Raw genomic sequence first — 15,791 nt, forward strand, 5'->3', positions numbered from 1 at the left:
GGCCCGACAGCGACCGACGGATCAAAGACCTTCGACCAACTGGGCAACCCTTTCGAGCTCGCTCTCGCGCTCTGCCGGCGACATATCCTTGATTCGAAGGAGAGCGTCACCAATCATGTCCATAGCCTGACGCGCTGATCGATACGGCGGCCACTCAGTCGTTCGACATTGCTCCCATTCGCCGTCGTCGCCGATCCGGTAGTAGACAAAACTCTTGGCGGCTGTGTTCATTGAGCTGCTCCTGCCTTCTCTGCAGCGAGCTTCGCACCCCTATCAGCAGCTCGTCGACGTTGTTTTGACTCCGCGTCCTGTTGACGTTTGCGGATCCTCTTCTCCTCCTCGGTCATCCCAGAGAGATCGACATAGCTGCGAATAGTGTGCTCGTCCTTGCCTGTGCGGCGACGACTGCGTTCCCGATGAAGACGCCGCTCTCGATCGGATGAGCTTTCTCCAGGCAGGCACTCGTGTTTTTGATAGGGGCGGACATATCGTCCCTCAGCGGCTCGCTCATTAGCGTAGTCCTGCCGAGCTTGTTTACGTTTGGCTTCAAGATATGATTGCCGATTGTCTTTTCGGTATTGCTCGATCTCGTTTAGCTTCGCGGCGATCAGCTCTCGACGCTTCTCGGACATTGGAGGGCGTTTGGGTTCTATCGGCTCCAAGGGCCTCCCATCGATCGACGCAAGGAGTTCATCAAGTTCTGAAACATTCGTCGTCGAACGAATTTCATCACCGGTGCCTGGTTCGTCGCTGTGGTAGGCAATCAGGTTGCGCTGCGTCTTTCGATCGCGCTCGTCATCTGCTTCAGTCGAGTTCAAGAGGTTCAAGGTAAGACATCCTTCTAGCTGTTCTGAAGTGCGAATAGTCAGCTTGAGGTCCGGATGCGCGATTTTTTTGATTGGGGAGCATTCGTCCGAAAACTTGCTCTTTTCCCATATGTGGTATGACTACATATTATCTTTCAGATACTTCTTATATGAAGAAACTACGTCAGAAATTCGGACAACAAAATGAAAGCCACGCTCGCTGCGCTCGCCTGCGCGCCCTTCGGGCTTTCCGGCCGCCTTCGGCGTCCGACGAATTTGAACTCTCTCCGGCATGCCATCGTTTCTCTTCCTGACTATAACCCGTCCGGTTCGGTGTTAAAGTCTTATCCGGCGACAAGAAGATCCCTGCGTGCTTAGGTTGACTCGAGGATCGTCACCGGCGCGCTTCATGGGCCTGTCGCGAGTTGCACTATGGGACGACGATGGTTGCAGCCAGTGAGCGGCCATGCAGCCTGCCGGTCACAGGACTCGGATGCGCGCAAGTCCTTCTCGTTCCGCAGCTCGTCACCCGGTCCCTACGGTAGTCTGCCTTTTGTTTCGACACCGGAACACAGACGCGGCGCCTTTCGTGCGAAGTGGGCCGGTTATGATCACAATCCCAGACGATCCGCCGTCTTGCCTCGGCAAGCACGCTAGTAGACGCGCAGTCCATCAAACGTCACTCGCTTTTCCTGGTCGGTCTTTGCAAGCCGCGTCGTATTGGGCGCTCAGCCGGACGATCACTCGACTAAGCTTTTTCCGTTGGTTTGCCAACGATCCGTGCGAAAGGAGCGTGTCGGCGAAAGCCACAGTTTATTGCAACGAAGGCGTAACCGACCAAGAAACTCGTAGGGGCCGCAAGTCGCGCGCCCTACCTTCCAACGAGCTTGTTCTCACGCGAGCACGGCTTACCCGCCGATGTTGACAGAATGGAAAAAATTCAAAATCGGGGTTTTCGTGTCAACGTAGTGTTAACTTACGTCAACATCAAATCCTTGTTGAGATGGTCATTAGACAAAATGCGCGGAAAAGCTGTCAACATACGTCAACATGGAGAGGTGTGTTTTCGGGATGTCTTGTTGACAGCGAACATGGCCTGTAAACATCAGGACCGTGGTTGAGGTTGAATAATTGAGGGGACAATGCGGAAGATTGTAGGGGCGACTTGCCTAGCGCTGGTCATGGCGCAGAGTGCTCACGCAGAGATCAAGCCCGGAACTATCGGTTTCACGCTTAAAGGATATCCGGAAGACCCGACCAGTCGCTCCTTGATGATTTCGGCGTTCCGGACTCTGCTAGCAGCGAACAATTATTTGACTTGGCAAGGTCAGCGCCCAATCTCGTGTCAGCCCTTCGGCAGTAGCACAGACGAGAGCTATACAAGTCTAATGGTTTACTTACAGACTAAGCCCGAATTGGCGGAGCGGAGCAGCAACGACCTCTGGGATATCTACGTCAGGGCGATGGCCGCGTCCTTTCCATGCAAGGACTGATCCGATGCGACGAATTGGAGTCGCGCTACTGGCGCTCTTTTGTCTCACCGGTATGGCGAACGCGGCCAACAATGGCACGACGGCGAACCTGCTGTATTTCGCAAAGAGAGGTGATCAGAATTTCAGGTCTCTCTTCACCGGGGCTGGGCGTGGTTTGGAGGCTGCGAACTTGGCCCTTGAGCGACAGGGCGAGAAGAAGCTCTACTGTCAGCCGGACATCGCCATCACTGAGGATCAGTATATTCGGATCGTTGAAAGCTATATTGAGGAGAAACCGAAAGACGGAGAAATTCCGGCAGCCATGTTTGGGGTGACCATGCTCCTCTCACTGGTCAAGGCCTTCCCCTGCAACTGAGCCACGCCCCAGAGCCGAGTCAGCGGATGGCAGGTCCATGGCGAGTAGAACTAACTGAATGTGTAGACGGCGCTTCTCGTGCTCGTAGAACGGCACAGCTTCCACGCTGGTCTGCTCCATACGCTCAATAACCTTAAGACCGGTTTGAACGTATGTGAGCTGCTACTTAAGGCTCGGCTGTTTGATGGTCGACATGGTTATATGACGTCCTTGAGAATATTCAGGGCAACCTGTGTCGCTTCCTCTTCGGTAATTAGTTCCCACTTGTCCGTCCCATTTAGCTTGCGCTCGAGGTGCAAACCGCCCTTATCGACAATGTAGCTGAAGTTGACCATGAAGTTTGGTAGGTGGAATGGATATCGGCGCTTCTGGACGAACAGCAGTCGCCCGCTATTGTCGAGGAAGGGTATCTGGTAGAGAGCCTCCCACTTGTTATTGAGCAGCTCAACCGTGGCAATGTTAGCCTCGATCTGACGGAGCACCTCGATGCCTGCCTTCACCTCGTCTGTGCATTGTGGATAGCGCTCTTCGAAGCGATTGCGCCAGTGGTCGACAGCAATCAGTTCATTGAAATGGGCGTTCCAGTCGGTCATCAGTGCCTGCTGTGGCTTGCCTGCTCGATAGCAAGCGTTGTGAGCCGGCTTTCTTCCTCTGCCGCCAGATATGCGTAGGCGAGTTCCTGGAGCGCCCGGGCGCCCTCTGTGCGGTCCCAGCCGTATTGCTCGGCGAGGCGGATGACCTGCTGGAAGGTGCTATCTAGGGCGGCCTGGCAGTCGCGGGGTGCGAGTTGACCGCCGAGGTGCCGATGGCTAACCTATTTTTGTTGGCAAGCGTTGCTGCCGGCAGGATGGGTAGTTAGATGTCGAATTTGCTCAGCCAGCAGGCAGCATCATGAAGGACGACCAGTGTGTCTTCTAGGACTTCGATCGATGCTGGTCGACGCTTCAGGAGAGCCGGACGACCAGATCATCGGCGCTCAAGTGGGTATAGCGCTTTAACATTCGAAGTTCTTTGTGACCCGAAATACTGCTGACCTCAATCACGTTCAACCCACGTTCGAACAGCCGGCTGACTCCCTCGTGACGTAAATCGTGGAAACGAAGTGCCTTGACGCTCGATCGCGTCAAGAGACGACGCCAGGCTTGTTCGAGTGCCCCGGCTGTTATCGGGAAGACGGTAGCTTGATCTACGGCCGCTCTTTCCTTCCACTCGTTAAGAGCCTGGAATGCTCGTTGTGACAGCGGCACCTCGCGACCGGAGCCGTTCTTCGTCATCGCCAATGTGATCACCCGGCGATTGTGCGAGATGTCGCGCCACTTCAGCCCCAAGATCTCCCCGCGGCGCATCCCTGTTTCTATCGCGAGAATGATGATCGTCTTGAAGAAGGGGATCTTGCCTGCGTCGCAGCCGTCGAGCAAACGGTGCTCCTCATCGCCGTTTAGACGCCGGCTCCGCTCATTCCTGATGACAGGACGCCGCACTAGCTTCACAACGTTGCGACCGAGTGGGAGACCCCAGTCACGGATCGAGACCTCGATGACGTGGCTGAGGATGGCGAGCTCGCGGACGGCCGTTGATGGAGCTACCGTCTTGAGCCGCTCGTCTCGGAACGACGCTATATCCTGCTGGCTCAGTCCGATCATGGTCCGGTAAGCCAGCTCGTGACGCCGCAGAACGTCAATCCGCTGGCTCTCCTGGACAGAACCTCGTTTGGTCGGTGAGACCTCACGCTGGTAGCGCTCCAGTAGTTCGCCGAGCGTCGTGCTCTCGAGGACCCTGGTATCGGGCGCAGCACCGAAACGATCGACCTGGGCTTCGAGTTCGCGCGCCCACTTCTCGGCCTCGAGCTTGCTGTCGAACGACTTGCAGCGAGGCTTCATACCGCGCCGACGAACCTGTGCTTGCCAGCGTCCTCTGAGTTTCCTGATCGTCGCCATGTGATCTCCAATCGATGTTGAGATCACGCGTAGGATACCCCTGGAGAGGTGCCAAGGACTATCCCGGCACAAGTATCGTCCATTAACCGCAATCCAGAATATGCAGCGTCGCGCCTGGGACAACCTTGTCAGCTTCAGGCGTATGTAGTTTGATAATCTCGGGCTGGGGGCTTGTTCATGCGTAAATTGCTTCGATCTGCCGCGGTGAGCGCTGTGCTACATGGAACAGTAATTATTGGCCCTGCCGCCGCGTCTGAGAAAGTCTTTGGTCCGTTCATCGTGGATGACGCCAAGCCAGATGTCATAGCGATGAACGGCGATATCGACGTCGGCTCCGCACTCAACTTCCGGCGGGCTCTTCACGCCGCGCCAGGCGCTAAACTTGTTACCTTGAACAGCTCTGGCGGGGCCGTGCAGATGGGTCTGCTGATGGCAGACGATATTCATGAGCGAAAGCTCGCGACCTACATCCCGAAAGACAGCGCATGCCTATCCGCATGTGCTTATATGTTTCTTGCCGGCATCGAGCGGAAAGTTGACGGCAAGCTAGGCGTGCATCAGATTTCCTCTGATACCTCGGATCTTGTGGGAGCGCAGCTTACGATTTCCGACATCATCGACGTCCTCAACCGCTTCGATACTCCTGTTGAGATGTTGAGCGTCATGTTCAAGACGCCGCCGAATGACATGCACCTTTTCACGCCAGAAGAGATTGACCGTTATAAGCTCAACCGAACTGGCGAAGGGTCAAAGCCCTCTGCCGCCGGCGCGTCGGCAGCACCAGATACATCTCCACCCGCCCCAAACATGGCGAGCACAACGGAATCATCTTCGCAATCGGCGACACCGGAGCAGCCGCACTCGACGGAAACAACGGTAAGCGCAACGCCGACGCCGCAGACACAAGCGAAACTCTCACCGATTGAAGAGTTCACGAAGCGCCCAAATCGGATCGCCGTCTATACCGGCCTGGATCTCTTCGGCGACGACATTTCTTCTATCCGCGCAAGCGACGCAGCCGAATGCGCCCAGAGCTGTCTGGTCATGAACGGTCAATGTAAGGCATTCACCTTTAACGCCAATTCAAAGATTACAAAAGGACCGAACTGCTTCCTCAAATCCAGTGCGGGCCGGGCAGATGGAAACAGTGTCGCCTTCTCGGGCCGATTCCTCAGCGGTGCCGACGCCGACCCGCCCACATTTGCTCTTGGAACGATCGACCCGCAGAGCGCACTCTTTCACGACGTTGACTTTCGAGGCGGCGATCTCTCCCCACGCCCTCACAGCACCGCCAAGACGCCGCTCGACTGTCGCCTCGCCTGCATTGACGACAACAGCTGCATGGCTTTCACCTATAATTACGCGAAGAAGCAGTGCTGGCTGAAAGGGTCGATTGGCACACCCATGCCAGGCAAGAGAATGGTCAGCGGGTTTAAGAAGTTTCAGAGCTTTTCGCCCGTGAAGATCATCAGCTTGAACTAAGGGGCGGCCGTGCGATTTTCTGAAGAAGTATGCGAGCGGCTTGGCAACTACGTCTATCGCCTCATCGATCCGCGAAACGGCGAGACGTTTTACGTCGGTAAAGGTCGTAACAATCGCGTATTCGATCATGCGGCTGGTGTCGCAGACTTAACAGATGACGACAGCCAAACACTTGGATCAAAGCTTGATCGCATCCGTGCGATAAAGAACGCCGGGCTTGAAGTGCTGCATGTCATCCATCGTCATGAGATACCTGAGGCAGCGATCTTTGAAGTCGAGGCTGCATTGATCGATGCCTATCCAGGGCTCACTAACACCCAGGGCGGCCACGCCAGCAGTGACCGCGGTCCCATGAACCATGTCGAGATCGCAGATAAATACAGTCTACCGGCATTTCCTTCGAACCCTGAGCATCGCCTTGTTCTGATCAATATCAACAAGCTCGATAATAGGTTCGATCGTCGAGCAATCTACAATTTCGTCCGCTATTGCTGGAGAATTTCAAGGTCACGTGCTGAGAATGCTCAGTATGTGCTCGCTGTTGTCCGCGGTGTGGTTGTAGGTGCGTTTGAGGCCGAGAGGTGGATGGCCGCAACCACCGAGAACTTCCCTGAAATCGTCTATGCCGACGGATCTGAGGCAAATAGGTTCGGCTTCGTCGGGAGGGAGGCACCGAAAGAGATATGGGATCTCTACGTTGGCGCGAGAGGGAAGCGGATAACGACACCCGAGCTCAAGCACGTTCAAAATCCCGTCCGGTTTTGGAGTTGCTGAGCGACATGGCTGATCGACCAACTCTAAGCCAAGTCCAGATCATCCAGTCACTGGCAGAAGCGTTGTCCTGGTTCGAGAAGGAGATCAGCTGGGGCGTCAGTCCCGGCGAGCTCAATCATCTTACGGGCCGCATCGGCGAGCTTTACGCGGCAATGATCACACGTGGGCAAATGGCACTGGATATCAACCAGCGCGGCTATGACGTCGTATCGGCATCAAACGAGCGCATATCGGTAAAGACCATCACGACATCGAATCACGTTAGCTTCAATCAGAATACATTTCATCACGTCGATCGGGTGATGGTGCTTCGCGTCAACGTCGACGACGAGAAAGGTGTCTCGGTCGAGGAACTGCTTGACACCACGAGCCAAGAGGCACACCAACTGATGCGACTTCAAGGCGGAAAGCTCACCTATCCGATCACTCGCGGCATCCGGGAGGAGCGGCCTGTCGAGGATTTGGAGGTTATGGCTCGCGCGGCCTATTCTGATGTCGAGATCGTCCAATATGAAAGCGGCGCAATCCGAATTCGCCGCAATGCCAAGGTGCTGCCCGTCGTCGTGAAAGAGGTATTGAGGCCGATTGCGACAGAGATTGGCGTGGACCTGTTTAATTCGAAAGGTGGGCTGAAAAACACCCAACAGCTCGGTGCTGACGTCATCCGGGCTATAAACGTCCGACAACTCTAGTTAACACGGTGGCGCTTGCCAGCGCCCCTTGCGGATAGCCGCCGCATGTCGCCTAGTCACGCGTAGGATGTCTTTAGAGGGGCGCGAAGGGCTAATCCCGGCCAAGATTCGCCCGCTTCTCGACGATCGATTCTCAGCGAGTCAACCCCTCAGCCCTAGCAAACGCACAAGAATCAACCTATATTAGGCGAGAATATCAGCGCGGAGACCATGGTTTCGGCGCTGTCTTTGTGAATCGCAGAAAGGAGGCCTCGCATGGTAGACATTACAGCGGAAGGCGCTCGGACCACTGCGGCAGCCGTGGCGAATGCCTTTCTCGACATACAAGCTGGCGACAACTCACAGTATCCGCGTATAGACCAGATGAAGCTTCAAAAGCTCGTCTTTTACGCACATGCCTGGTGGCTTGCTCACACAGGAACGCCCCTTTTTGGGGACGATGTGGAGGCTTGGCCCTGGGGCCCGGTCGTTGGAGACGTCTACGGAAACTTCAAAGAGTTCGGCAGAAACCCGATCCAAGGAAAGAAGGCTCGCGTCCTCGTTCGCAGAGATAACGGGCCGTTTATGAAATTCGAAATTCCTGAGCCTCCAGATGAACAAGTGCTTTCTTTTCTAAGGAACGTGTGGGAGGCGCATAAAGGTATGACCGGCGTCCAATTGTCTAACGCGACACACGCCCCAGGTGAACCTTGGGCCATCGTGAAAGAGAATTATGGAGTGCTAGATTCAAAGCCTCGAATCTCTAACACGCTGATACGTGATGTCTTTAGGTCCAAGCTCGCAAACGTCAACTGACGAAGCCAAGTCGCCGGCTGAATGGGAGGTTCCCTCCCCGCCGGCGCAAATTCCCGATCAGCCAGACCCTGATACGAGTAAAGACCCCTGCTTCACCGACGGGCATGCGCCAAACCAGGTCTTCCATTTTGCCCGCTGGGGGTTTGCCTATGGCACCGACGACAAGGGCCATGCCGCCGCCCTCACACTTTCGTTCGCTATTTTAGCTCTTATTCTGCTTATCGTTGTGGTGGGTGCCTTCTTGTCTGAACGGGAATGGCTGGCGGACATTTTGAAGGTCTTAGGAAGCGCCTTTTTGATCGTCGCCGGTATTGCGGTCGGAAAGTCCGGAGGACGCTCCGAAGATTGATTCCGGTCATGCGACGTGCCGGGAGTGTGGCTCTGGTTGAGAATTGAGGAACCGCTCAGCGACATATACGGATTTTTGGCTGCGGGACATACTGGAGACCCAGCAAATTTTGGCGGAGAGGGTGGGATTTGAACCCACGATACCCTTGCAGGTATGCCGCATTTCGAGTGCGGTGCATTCGACCACTCTGCCACCTCTCCGCAGTCTTGGTCGGCGCTTGTTCGGCGCGGGCGTTCTCATAACGAGCAAATGACAGACTGGCAAGCCGAAATCTCAAGCTTTTCCATCCTTTTGCCTTGACACTTTTTTGTCACTCGCGTATCCCGCATCGGCAATAGGAGCGGAGTAGTCCGCCCCTGCCCGCCTCGCGCTCGCGTGGGGTTTCACCGGCAGACCAGAGTTCCGGGCCCGTTCCCTGAAATCCCTGCTTAACTTCGACTGATAAGAAGACAGCCACCTGCCTGTAGCGGGGAGAGCTGGATCGAACATGAAAGGATAAAATAATGTTCGCAGTCATCAAGACCGGCGGTAAGCAGTACCGTGTGGCAGCCAACGACGTGCTGACCATCGAGAAGCTTGAAGCCTCCGCTGGCGACTCCATTGAATTCACCGAAGTCCTCGTGATCGGCGAAGGTGCCGACGCGGCGATCGGTGCGCCCTTCGTAGCCGGCGCCTCCGTCAAGGCGGAAGTCGTCGACCAGACCCGCGGCAAGAAGGTCATCGCCTTCAAGAAGCGTCGTCGTCAGAATTCGAAGCGTTCGCGCGGCCATCGCCAGCATCACACGGTTGTCCGTATCACGGACATCGTGGCCGCCAAGTAAGATCAACGGGTTTCAGGTTTAAAGGAGAACTCCAATGGCACATAAAAAAGCTGGCGGTTCCTCGCGCAACGGTCGCGATTCCGAATCCAAGCGCCTCGGCGTGAAGAAGTTCGGCGGCGAGAACGTCGTAGCCGGCAACATCATCGTTCGCCAGCGCGGTACGCAGTGGCATCCGGGCGCCAATGTTGGCCTCGGCAAGGATCATACTATTTTTGCACTTACGGCTGGCAATGTGGACTACCGAACGAAGGCCAATGGTCGCGTGTACGTGTCTGTAATGCCGAAAGCGGAAGCAGCGGAATAAGCCGGTAGCGCTCTAAAACAGCCGGCGTCTCATCGACCCGGCTGGCCATACCAGGTTCAGTCCAGAAAACAGGGGAGATGGGGCGCCATCTCCCCTTTTTCTTTGTCCAAACAGGAGGACTGAACATGCAAGGCGAATTGATGAGGGTGGACCAATCACGGTCACCCAGGGAAGACCAGCGGTCTCCCAAGGAACGGCTGAGGCCGGAGCGGTTAAGGACCGATTGCCCTGTCTTGTTATCGGAAAGGCTCGTCATGCGCGCGCCCCACGAGGAAGACATTGACGCCCTTGCCCATCTCGCCAACAACGCCAAAGTCGCCACCATGGTATCGCGTATGCCGCACCCCTATACCGCCAATGATGCCGCCGACTTTGTTTGGCGTACGCGAAATGGCGAGATTGGCAAGTGCGTCTATGCCATCACCAAGGCCGAGAACGGCGCCTTCATGGGCTGCTGCGGAGTGGAGCCGCATACCGATGAAAGGACCGTCGAGATCGGTTACTGGCTGGGTGAACCCTATTGGAACCAGGGTTATATGACCGAGGCCTGCCATGCGCTCGTTGACATGGTGTTCAGGACGCGGCAGCAGGTCGAGCAGATCGATGCCCGCTGCCGGGTCATGAACGTTGCCTCGCGCCGCGTCATCCAGAAGTGCGGTTTCCAGTTCCAGGGATCCGGCCTTGCCGCCTCGCTGGCGCTCGGCAGCAACGTGCCGGTCGAATGGTACCGGCTCGACCGCAAGACCTGGATGTCGCTGAGAAGCTGGGGGGCAATCTCATGAGCGCCGTTGCCCTGCAGAGGCCCAAGACCAAGCCCATGATGCCCGGCCCTGCGCCGGTCATCACGACCGCAAGGCTGACGCTCCGCCCCCACAGGCTGAGCGACGCGCCTGATATTGCGGAATCGCTTTCCGATTTCGCGGTCACCAGAATGCTGGCCCGCGTCCCTGCCCCCTATGACCGGCAGGATGCGCTGGACTGGCTGGTTCCGGTCACATCAGGCGTCCTGCCGGACTGGGTTCTGGCGATAACAGGCAGTGATGACGTCCATATCGGCAATGTGTCGATCGAACTTCGTCATGGCCGCTGGCACCTCGGCTACTGGCTGAACCGCTACTACTGGCGGCGCGGCTATATGAGCGAGGCGGCGGAAGCAGCGCTGGAGCGTTTCTCGCAGCGCATGCCTGACATTCCCGTTCATTCGGGCGTCTTTGCCGACAACCCTGCTTCGCTTCGGCTTCAGGAAAAGCTCGGCTTCCGGATGACCGGCTGCAGCGAAATCTATTCTTTCGCCCGCAACACCATGGTCGCCCATATCGAAACCGTGCTTCAGCCTGGCGCACTTCAACAGAGACAGGTTGCCTGACATCGAAAGGACGCCGCACTGATGCATGTCGCGCAAAAGTGCGCAGCGGTTTTGCGATAAAGACATGCACGAAACAAAGACCTTAAAGCGAGGTGAGTGATCTGAAAGATCGCGGTACGCTTTAAGGGCGGCGTCCTCTCAATCGCCGATCTCGACATGCAGGGGAAAATGATCGGAACCCAGGGAATCCGCATTAATGACAGCGGATTTCAACCGGTCCTTGAGGCCGCAACTGACGAAACAGTAATCGATATGCATGCGCTTGCCGTGATCTTTCGGATCCATCCAGCTGTAGCTTCCCGGCATATGGGCTCCGAGCGCCGCAAAGGCGTCGATGGGCGTGCCAATCCGCGCCGTGCGGCCGTAAAACCGGTCGACGGATCCGGCAAAGGCGCAATATTCCGGCGAATCCGGCTCCATGTTGAAGTCGCCCATAACGACATAATCGTCCGGCAGCGGCGGCTCAGAAAGCCCGAATTCGTGGGCACCACTCAGGGACCCGCCCTCCTGAATGAAGGCATTGATGCGGTCGGTGAGATGGTGAAGCTGCGCAATGCGCTCGTCGGCGGAAACATGGTCGAGATGAACGGAATAGACCCGGATCGCGCCGCCTGGTGCGGCAATAACGGCTTCGGTGGCACCGCGCTGGAGATTGATCTTCTCTACCGTGCGACTGCGCGGCAGAAGCAGCGTTCGCGTCGACAGGATGGGCCAGCGCGACAGCACCATGTTGCCGAACTGGAAACGGGTGCCGCGCGGCGGAGAAACCTGCCCCTCCGACGCCACGGCGTGCATGTCGCAGGCCGGTCCATACACCCAGAAATGGTCGGGAAACAGGGCCGCGAGATCAGCCGGCATGTCGGCATAGTCGTTCCGGACGAAGCCCCTCGTCACCTCCTGCAAAGCTATGACGTCGGCGCCTTCGAGACTTTTGGCGATACGTTCCAGATCGTATCTGCCATCGAGACCAAACCCGTACTGTATGTTATAGCTCGCAAAAATCACGATATTCTTTGACCTCCGCCTGAACCGCCTATATCGAATGGGCCAAGAGGGGTCGCCCAAACGCACTGAGTACTGGAAGTAAAATGAAATTTCTCGATGAAGCAAAGGTCTATATCCGGTCGGGTGATGGTGGCGCGGGCAGCGTTTCCTTCCGCCGTGAGAAATTCATCGAGTTCGGTGGGCCTGACGGAGGCGACGGCGGGCGCGGCGGCGACGTCTGGGTGGAGGCCGTCAACGGCCTCAATACGCTGATCGATTTCCGCTACCAGCAGCACTTCAAGGCCAAGGTCGGCATGCATGGCATGGGCAAGAACCGCACCGGCGCCAATGGCGGCGACGTGACACTCAAGGTTCCCGTCGGCACGCAGATCTTCGAGGAGGATCAGGAAACTCTGATCTGTGACCTAACGGCAGAAGGCCAGCGCTTCTGCCTCGCAAAAGGCGGCAACGGCGGCTTCGGCAACGCCCACTTCAAGTCTTCGATCAACCAGGCGCCGGACTGGGCCAATCCCGGCCTGGAGGGCGAAGAAAAGACCATCTGGCTGCACCTGAAACTGATTGCCGATGCCGGCCTCGTCGGCCTGCCGAATGCCGGCAAATCCACGTTCCTTGCTTCGGTGACGCGCGCGCGTCCGAAGATCGCCAACTATCCTTTCACGACGCTGCATCCGAACCTTGGTGTTGCCACCATCGACGGCCAGGAATTCATCCTTGCCGACATCCCCGGTCTCATCGAAGGCGCCCATGAAGGTGTCGGCATCGGTGACCGCTTCCTCGGCCATGTCGAGCGCACCCGCGTGCTGCTGCATCTCGTGTCTGCCCAGGAGGAAAAGGTCGGCAAGGCCTACAAGACCGTGAAGCACGAGCTCGAAGCCTATGGCAACGAGCTGGGCGACAAGCCGGAGATCGTCGCTTTGTCACAGATCGACGTAGTCGACGATGCGACACTGAAGAAGAAGGCCAAGGAACTCGCCAAGGCCTGCGGCAAGACACCCTTTTTGATTTCGGCCATCACCGGCAATGGTATGACCGAGGTGCTGCGTGCGCTGCGCGACATCATCGTCGAAGCCAATACCGAAGAAAAACCGGCCAAGATACCGAAGCTGCGCCATCGCGACACGATCCTGAGCGACGAGGACAAGGCGGATGAGTAGCCGTAAGCCGCTGGACCGCTATCGCCGCGTTGTCATTAAGATCGGCTCGGCCTTACTGGTGGACCGCAAGACCGGCCTGAAGAAAGCCTGGCTCGATGCCATGTGCGCCGATATCGCCGCGCTGAAGTCCAAAGGCGTCGATGTCCTAGTGGTATCGTCAGGTGCCATTGCGCTCGGGCGCTCGGTGCTCGATCTTCCCTCCGGCGCGCTGAAGCTGGAAGAAAGCCAGGCGGCAGCGGCAGTCGGCCAGATCGTGCTGGCACGAGCCTGGTCGGAAAGCCTTTCGCACGACGAGATCGTCGCCGGTCAGATCCTGCTGACACTCGGCGATACCGAAGAGCGTCGCCGCTACCTCAACGCTCGTGCTACCATCAACCAGCTTCTGAAGATCGGCGCCGTGCCGATCATCAATGAAAACGACACGGTCGCAACCAGCGAAATCCGCTATGGCGACAACGACCGCCTTGCTGCCCGTGTCGCTACGATGACCGGCGCCGACCTGCTGATTCTTCTTTCCGATATCGACGGTCTCTATACTGCGCCGCCGCATCTCGATCCGGATGCGCAATTCCTGGAAACCATTGCCGAAATCACCCCCGAAATCGAGGCCATGGCGGGTGGCGCCGCCTCCGAACTCTCGCGCGGCGGCATGCGCACTAAGATCGATGCCGGCAAGATCGCGACGACCTCCGGCTGCGCCATGATCATCGCGTCAGGCAAGCCTGATAGTCCGCTTTCAGCAATCGAAAGGGGCGCGCGTTCCTCCTGGTTTGCACCATCAGGCACGCCCGTTACCGCCCGCAAGACCTGGATTGCCGGACAGCTTCAGCCGGCTGGCGCATTGCATCTCGATGAAGGTGCCGTCACAGCTCTCGGCGCCGGCAAGAGCCTGCTTCCGGCTGGCGTGCGCAGCATCTCCGGCAATTTTTCTCGCGGCGACACGGTCGCGATCATTGCTCCCTCCGGTCGCGAGATCGCTCGTGGGCTCGTCGGTTACGACGCGGAGGAAGCCCGCCAGATCACCGGCCGTAAATCGGCTGAGATCGAGGCGATCCTCGGTTATCCCGGCCGCGCCGCCATGGTCCATCGTGACGATATGGTGATGACCGTGCAGATCGGTTCGAAATCGGAAAGGCAGAAGAAGGACGCAAGCTATGCTTGATACAGTTGCGCAGAGCCCGGACATTGACGCGCTGATGAACGACATCGGCCGCAAGGCAAAGGCCGCCGCGCGACCATTGGGCTTTGCTCCAACCGACGCCAAGAATAGGGCTTTGAACGCCATGGCAGATGCCATCCTGGCGAACAAGGCCCATATCCTTTCGGAGAATGCCAGGGATTTGAAGGATGTAGAAGGCACGGACATGCTCGCCTCCTTCATCGATCGCCTGACGCTGAACGACAAGCGTGTCACGGAAATGGCCGAAGGCATCCGCGCCATTGCCGCCCTTGCCGATCCCGTCGGCGAAGTGATCGCCGCCTGGGATCGCCCGAACGGCCTGAAGATCGAGCGCGTCCGCACGCCGCTCGGCGTCATTGGCGTCATCTTCGAGAGCCGGCCGAACGTGACGGCCGACGCCGGCGCGCTGTGCCTGAAGGCCGGCAATGCCGTGATCCTGCGCTGTGGCTCGGATTCGCGCCGTTCGTCCGCCGCGATCCATGCTTGCATGGTCGAGGGCCTCAAGGCAGCCGACCTGCCGGAACACGCGATCCAGCTCGTACCGGTTGCCGACCGCGCCGCTGTCGGCGCCATGCTGCGCGGGCTTCATGGCGCAATCGACGTCATCGTGCCGCGCGGCGGCAAGAGCCTCGTTGCCCGTGTGCAGAGCGAGGCGCGCGTGCCGGTTTTCGCTCATCTCGAAGGCCTTTGCCATATCTATGTCGATGCCTCCGCCGATCTCGAAATGGCGAAGAATATCATCGTCAATGCCAAGATGCGCCGCACCGGTGTCTGTGGCGCAGCCGAGACCCTGCTCGTTGACGGGGCCGCCATCAGCACGCATCTGAAGCCATTGATCGAGGTTTTGACTGAAGCCGGTTGCGAGGTTCGCGGTTCGGCTGCAGTTCTCAAGGTCGTGCCCGGCCTGAAACCCGCAACCGAAGAAGACTGGTCGACCGAATATCTGGACGCGATCATTTCCGTTGCCGTCGTCGACGGCATTTCCGGCGCGATCAGCCATATCCAGAAATATTCGTCCAATCACACCGAAGCCGTGCTTGCCGAAAACCCCGAAGTCGTCGAGCGCTTCTTCACCGAGATCGACTCGGCCATCTTGCTGCACAACGCCTCCACCCAGTTTGCCGATGGCGGCGAATTCGGCATGGGCGCAGAAATCGGCATTGCCACCGGCAAGATGCATGCGCGTGGCCCCGTCGGCGTCGAGCAGCTGACCTCCTTCAAATACCGCGTTCGCGGCACTGGACAAACGCGGCCCTGACGTGACTACAGAGCAGATAG

At 57.6% G+C, this 15,791-nt stretch carries 18 protein-coding genes and 1 tRNA gene; 13 read left to right on the forward strand and 6 right to left on the reverse strand.

The window, feature by feature from the left end; translation table 11 throughout:
- Positions 1–21: 21 nt before the first annotated feature.
- Both ACK9YZ_RS20410 and ACK9YZ_RS20415 read right to left on the reverse strand, forming a co-directional pair.
- Complete coding sequence (locus ACK9YZ_RS20410) at positions 22–231, reverse strand: hypothetical protein (protein WP_416064984.1); 210 nt, start codon at positions 229–231, stop codon at positions 22–24.
- The gene (locus ACK9YZ_RS20415) at positions 228–827 is read right to left on the reverse strand and encodes a hypothetical protein (protein WP_416064985.1); all 600 of its coding nucleotides are present in this window, start codon (positions 825–827) and stop codon (positions 228–230) included. Before ACK9YZ_RS20415 ends, ACK9YZ_RS20410 begins: the two co-directional genes overlap by 4 nt.
- A gap of 1,476 nt (positions 828–2,303) precedes the next feature.
- Here ACK9YZ_RS20415 and ACK9YZ_RS20420 point away from each other — a divergent pair.
- Positions 2,304–2,654 carry a hypothetical protein gene (locus tag ACK9YZ_RS20420; RefSeq protein WP_416064986.1) on the forward strand — a complete coding sequence of 117 codons (351 nt, stop codon included), beginning with the start codon at positions 2,304–2,306 and terminating at the stop codon, positions 2,652–2,654.
- Between the two features lie 197 nt (positions 2,655–2,851).
- Here ACK9YZ_RS20420 and ACK9YZ_RS20425 read toward each other — a convergent pair whose 3' ends face one another.
- Positions 2,852–3,247 carry a hypothetical protein gene (locus ACK9YZ_RS20425; protein ID WP_416064987.1) on the reverse strand — a complete coding sequence of 132 codons (396 nt, stop codon included), beginning with the start codon at positions 3,245–3,247 and terminating at the stop codon, positions 2,852–2,854.
- 351 nt (positions 3,248–3,598) lie between these two features.
- Positions 3,599–4,591 carry a site-specific integrase gene (locus ACK9YZ_RS20430; RefSeq protein ID WP_416064988.1) on the reverse strand — a complete coding sequence of 331 codons (993 nt, stop codon included), beginning with the start codon at positions 4,589–4,591 and terminating at the stop codon, positions 3,599–3,601.
- Positions 4,592–4,768: 177 nt separating this feature from the next.
- Between ACK9YZ_RS20430 and ACK9YZ_RS20435 the strand changes: the two genes are divergently transcribed.
- The 5 genes from ACK9YZ_RS20435 (at position 4,769) to ACK9YZ_RS20455 (ending at position 8,683) form a co-directional block, all read left to right on the forward strand.
- Complete coding sequence (locus tag ACK9YZ_RS20435; RefSeq protein ID WP_416064989.1) at positions 4,769–6,073, forward strand: PAN domain-containing protein; 1,305 nt, start codon at positions 4,769–4,771, stop codon at positions 6,071–6,073.
- Positions 6,074–6,082: 9 nt separating this feature from the next.
- Positions 6,083–6,847 (forward strand): LEM-3-like GIY-YIG domain-containing protein, encoded by a 765-nt coding sequence (locus ACK9YZ_RS20440; RefSeq protein WP_416064990.1) that lies wholly within the window; start codon positions 6,083–6,085, stop codon positions 6,845–6,847.
- Positions 6,848–6,852: 5 nt separating this feature from the next.
- Positions 6,853–7,539 (forward strand): DUF6998 domain-containing protein, encoded by a 687-nt coding sequence (locus tag ACK9YZ_RS20445; protein ID WP_416064991.1) that lies wholly within the window; start codon positions 6,853–6,855, stop codon positions 7,537–7,539.
- Positions 7,540–7,794: 255 nt separating this feature from the next.
- Positions 7,795–8,334, forward strand: a complete 540-nt coding sequence (locus ACK9YZ_RS20450) for a Panacea domain-containing protein (RefSeq protein WP_416064992.1) — start codon at positions 7,795–7,797, stop codon at positions 8,332–8,334.
- Entirely contained in the window at positions 8,300–8,683 is a 384-nt protein-coding gene (locus tag ACK9YZ_RS20455; RefSeq protein ID WP_416064993.1) for a hypothetical protein, read from the forward strand. Before ACK9YZ_RS20450 ends, ACK9YZ_RS20455 begins: the two co-directional genes overlap by 35 nt.
- Before the next feature lie 110 nt (positions 8,684–8,793).
- On the opposite strand, the gene ACK9YZ_RS20460 is transcribed toward ACK9YZ_RS20455, so the two are convergent.
- A tRNA-Ser gene (locus ACK9YZ_RS20460) sits at positions 8,794–8,883 on the reverse strand.
- A 303-nt stretch (positions 8,884–9,186) separates the two neighbouring features.
- Here ACK9YZ_RS20460 and rplU point away from each other — a divergent pair.
- From rplU to ACK9YZ_RS20480, 4 genes are all read left to right on the forward strand, one after another.
- A complete protein-coding gene (gene rplU / locus ACK9YZ_RS20465) occupies positions 9,187–9,504 on the forward strand; it encodes a 50S ribosomal protein L21 (RefSeq protein ID WP_007824851.1) in 318 nt (105 codons plus the stop codon).
- A gap of 34 nt (positions 9,505–9,538) precedes the next feature.
- On the forward strand, positions 9,539–9,808 hold the full coding sequence (gene rpmA / locus ACK9YZ_RS20470; protein WP_113429721.1) for a 50S ribosomal protein L27: 270 nt from the start codon (positions 9,539–9,541) through the stop codon (positions 9,806–9,808).
- A 125-nt stretch (positions 9,809–9,933) separates the two neighbouring features.
- The gene (locus ACK9YZ_RS20475; protein ID WP_416064994.1) at positions 9,934–10,590 is read left to right on the forward strand and encodes a GNAT family N-acetyltransferase; all 657 of its coding nucleotides are present in this window, start codon (positions 9,934–9,936) and stop codon (positions 10,588–10,590) included.
- The gene (locus ACK9YZ_RS20480) at positions 10,587–11,174 is read left to right on the forward strand and encodes a GNAT family N-acetyltransferase (RefSeq protein WP_216756344.1); all 588 of its coding nucleotides are present in this window, start codon (positions 10,587–10,589) and stop codon (positions 11,172–11,174) included. The genes ACK9YZ_RS20475 and ACK9YZ_RS20480 overlap by 4 nt, the downstream gene beginning before the upstream one ends.
- A gap of 138 nt (positions 11,175–11,312) precedes the next feature.
- Here the strand turns inward: ACK9YZ_RS20480 and ACK9YZ_RS20485 are convergent, their stop codons facing one another.
- On the reverse strand, positions 11,313–12,179 hold the full coding sequence (locus ACK9YZ_RS20485) for an endonuclease/exonuclease/phosphatase family protein (protein WP_416064995.1): 867 nt from the start codon (positions 12,177–12,179) through the stop codon (positions 11,313–11,315).
- 83 nt (positions 12,180–12,262) lie between these two features.
- Here ACK9YZ_RS20485 and obgE point away from each other — a divergent pair, with 83 nt between their 5' ends.
- Genes obgE through ACK9YZ_RS20500 form a run of 3 tightly spaced genes read left to right on the forward strand, consistent with a single transcriptional unit; the run spans position 12,263 to position 15,771 of the window.
- Complete coding sequence (gene obgE / locus ACK9YZ_RS20490) at positions 12,263–13,333, forward strand: GTPase ObgE (protein WP_416064996.1); 1,071 nt, start codon at positions 12,263–12,265, stop codon at positions 13,331–13,333.
- Positions 13,326–14,495 (forward strand): glutamate 5-kinase, encoded by a 1,170-nt coding sequence (gene proB, locus ACK9YZ_RS20495; protein ID WP_416064997.1) that lies wholly within the window; start codon positions 13,326–13,328, stop codon positions 14,493–14,495. The genes obgE and proB overlap by 8 nt, the downstream gene beginning before the upstream one ends.
- Positions 14,488–15,771, forward strand: coding sequence for a glutamate-5-semialdehyde dehydrogenase (locus ACK9YZ_RS20500; RefSeq protein WP_416064998.1), 1,284 nt, complete (start codon positions 14,488–14,490; stop codon positions 15,769–15,771). Before proB ends, ACK9YZ_RS20500 begins: the two co-directional genes overlap by 8 nt.
- Positions 15,772–15,791 lie beyond the last annotated feature (20 nt).

It is taken from the genome of Rhizobium sp. ZK1, assembly GCF_047782645.1.
Lineage (GTDB): Bacteria > Pseudomonadota > Alphaproteobacteria > Rhizobiales > Rhizobiaceae > Rhizobium.

Excerpts from the sequence above, each read along its gene's own strand:
- ACK9YZ_RS20480 (WP_216756344.1), top strand. The coding sequence starts at position 10,587 with ATGAGCGCCGTTGCCCTGCAGAGGCCCAAGACCAAGCCCATGATGCCC.
- ACK9YZ_RS20410 (WP_416064984.1), bottom strand. The coding sequence starts at position 231 with ATGAACACAGCCGCCAAGAGTTTTGTCTACTACCGGATCGGCGACGAC.
- ACK9YZ_RS20425 (WP_416064987.1), bottom strand. The coding sequence starts at position 3,247 with ATGACCGACTGGAACGCCCATTTCAATGAACTGATTGCTGTCGACCAC.
- ACK9YZ_RS20450 (WP_416064992.1), top strand. The coding sequence starts at position 7,795 with ATGGTAGACATTACAGCGGAAGGCGCTCGGACCACTGCGGCAGCCGTG.
- rpmA (WP_113429721.1), top strand. The coding sequence starts at position 9,539 with ATGGCACATAAAAAAGCTGGCGGTTCCTCGCGCAACGGTCGCGATTCC.
- rplU (WP_007824851.1), top strand. The coding sequence starts at position 9,187 with ATGTTCGCAGTCATCAAGACCGGCGGTAAGCAGTACCGTGTGGCAGCC.
- ACK9YZ_RS20430 (WP_416064988.1), bottom strand. The coding sequence starts at position 4,591 with ATGGCGACGATCAGGAAACTCAGAGGACGCTGGCAAGCACAGGTTCGT.
- proB (WP_416064997.1), top strand. The coding sequence starts at position 13,326 with ATGAGTAGCCGTAAGCCGCTGGACCGCTATCGCCGCGTTGTCATTAAG.
- ACK9YZ_RS20455 (WP_416064993.1), top strand. The coding sequence starts at position 8,300 with ATGTCTTTAGGTCCAAGCTCGCAAACGTCAACTGACGAAGCCAAGTCG.
- ACK9YZ_RS20475 (WP_416064994.1), top strand. The coding sequence starts at position 9,934 with ATGCAAGGCGAATTGATGAGGGTGGACCAATCACGGTCACCCAGGGAA.
- ACK9YZ_RS20445 (WP_416064991.1), top strand. The coding sequence starts at position 6,853 with ATGGCTGATCGACCAACTCTAAGCCAAGTCCAGATCATCCAGTCACTG.
- ACK9YZ_RS20420 (WP_416064986.1), top strand. The coding sequence starts at position 2,304 with ATGCGACGAATTGGAGTCGCGCTACTGGCGCTCTTTTGTCTCACCGGT.
- ACK9YZ_RS20435 (WP_416064989.1), top strand. The coding sequence starts at position 4,769 with ATGCGTAAATTGCTTCGATCTGCCGCGGTGAGCGCTGTGCTACATGGA.
- obgE (WP_416064996.1), top strand. The coding sequence starts at position 12,263 with ATGAAATTTCTCGATGAAGCAAAGGTCTATATCCGGTCGGGTGATGGT.
- ACK9YZ_RS20500 (WP_416064998.1), top strand. The coding sequence starts at position 14,488 with ATGCTTGATACAGTTGCGCAGAGCCCGGACATTGACGCGCTGATGAAC.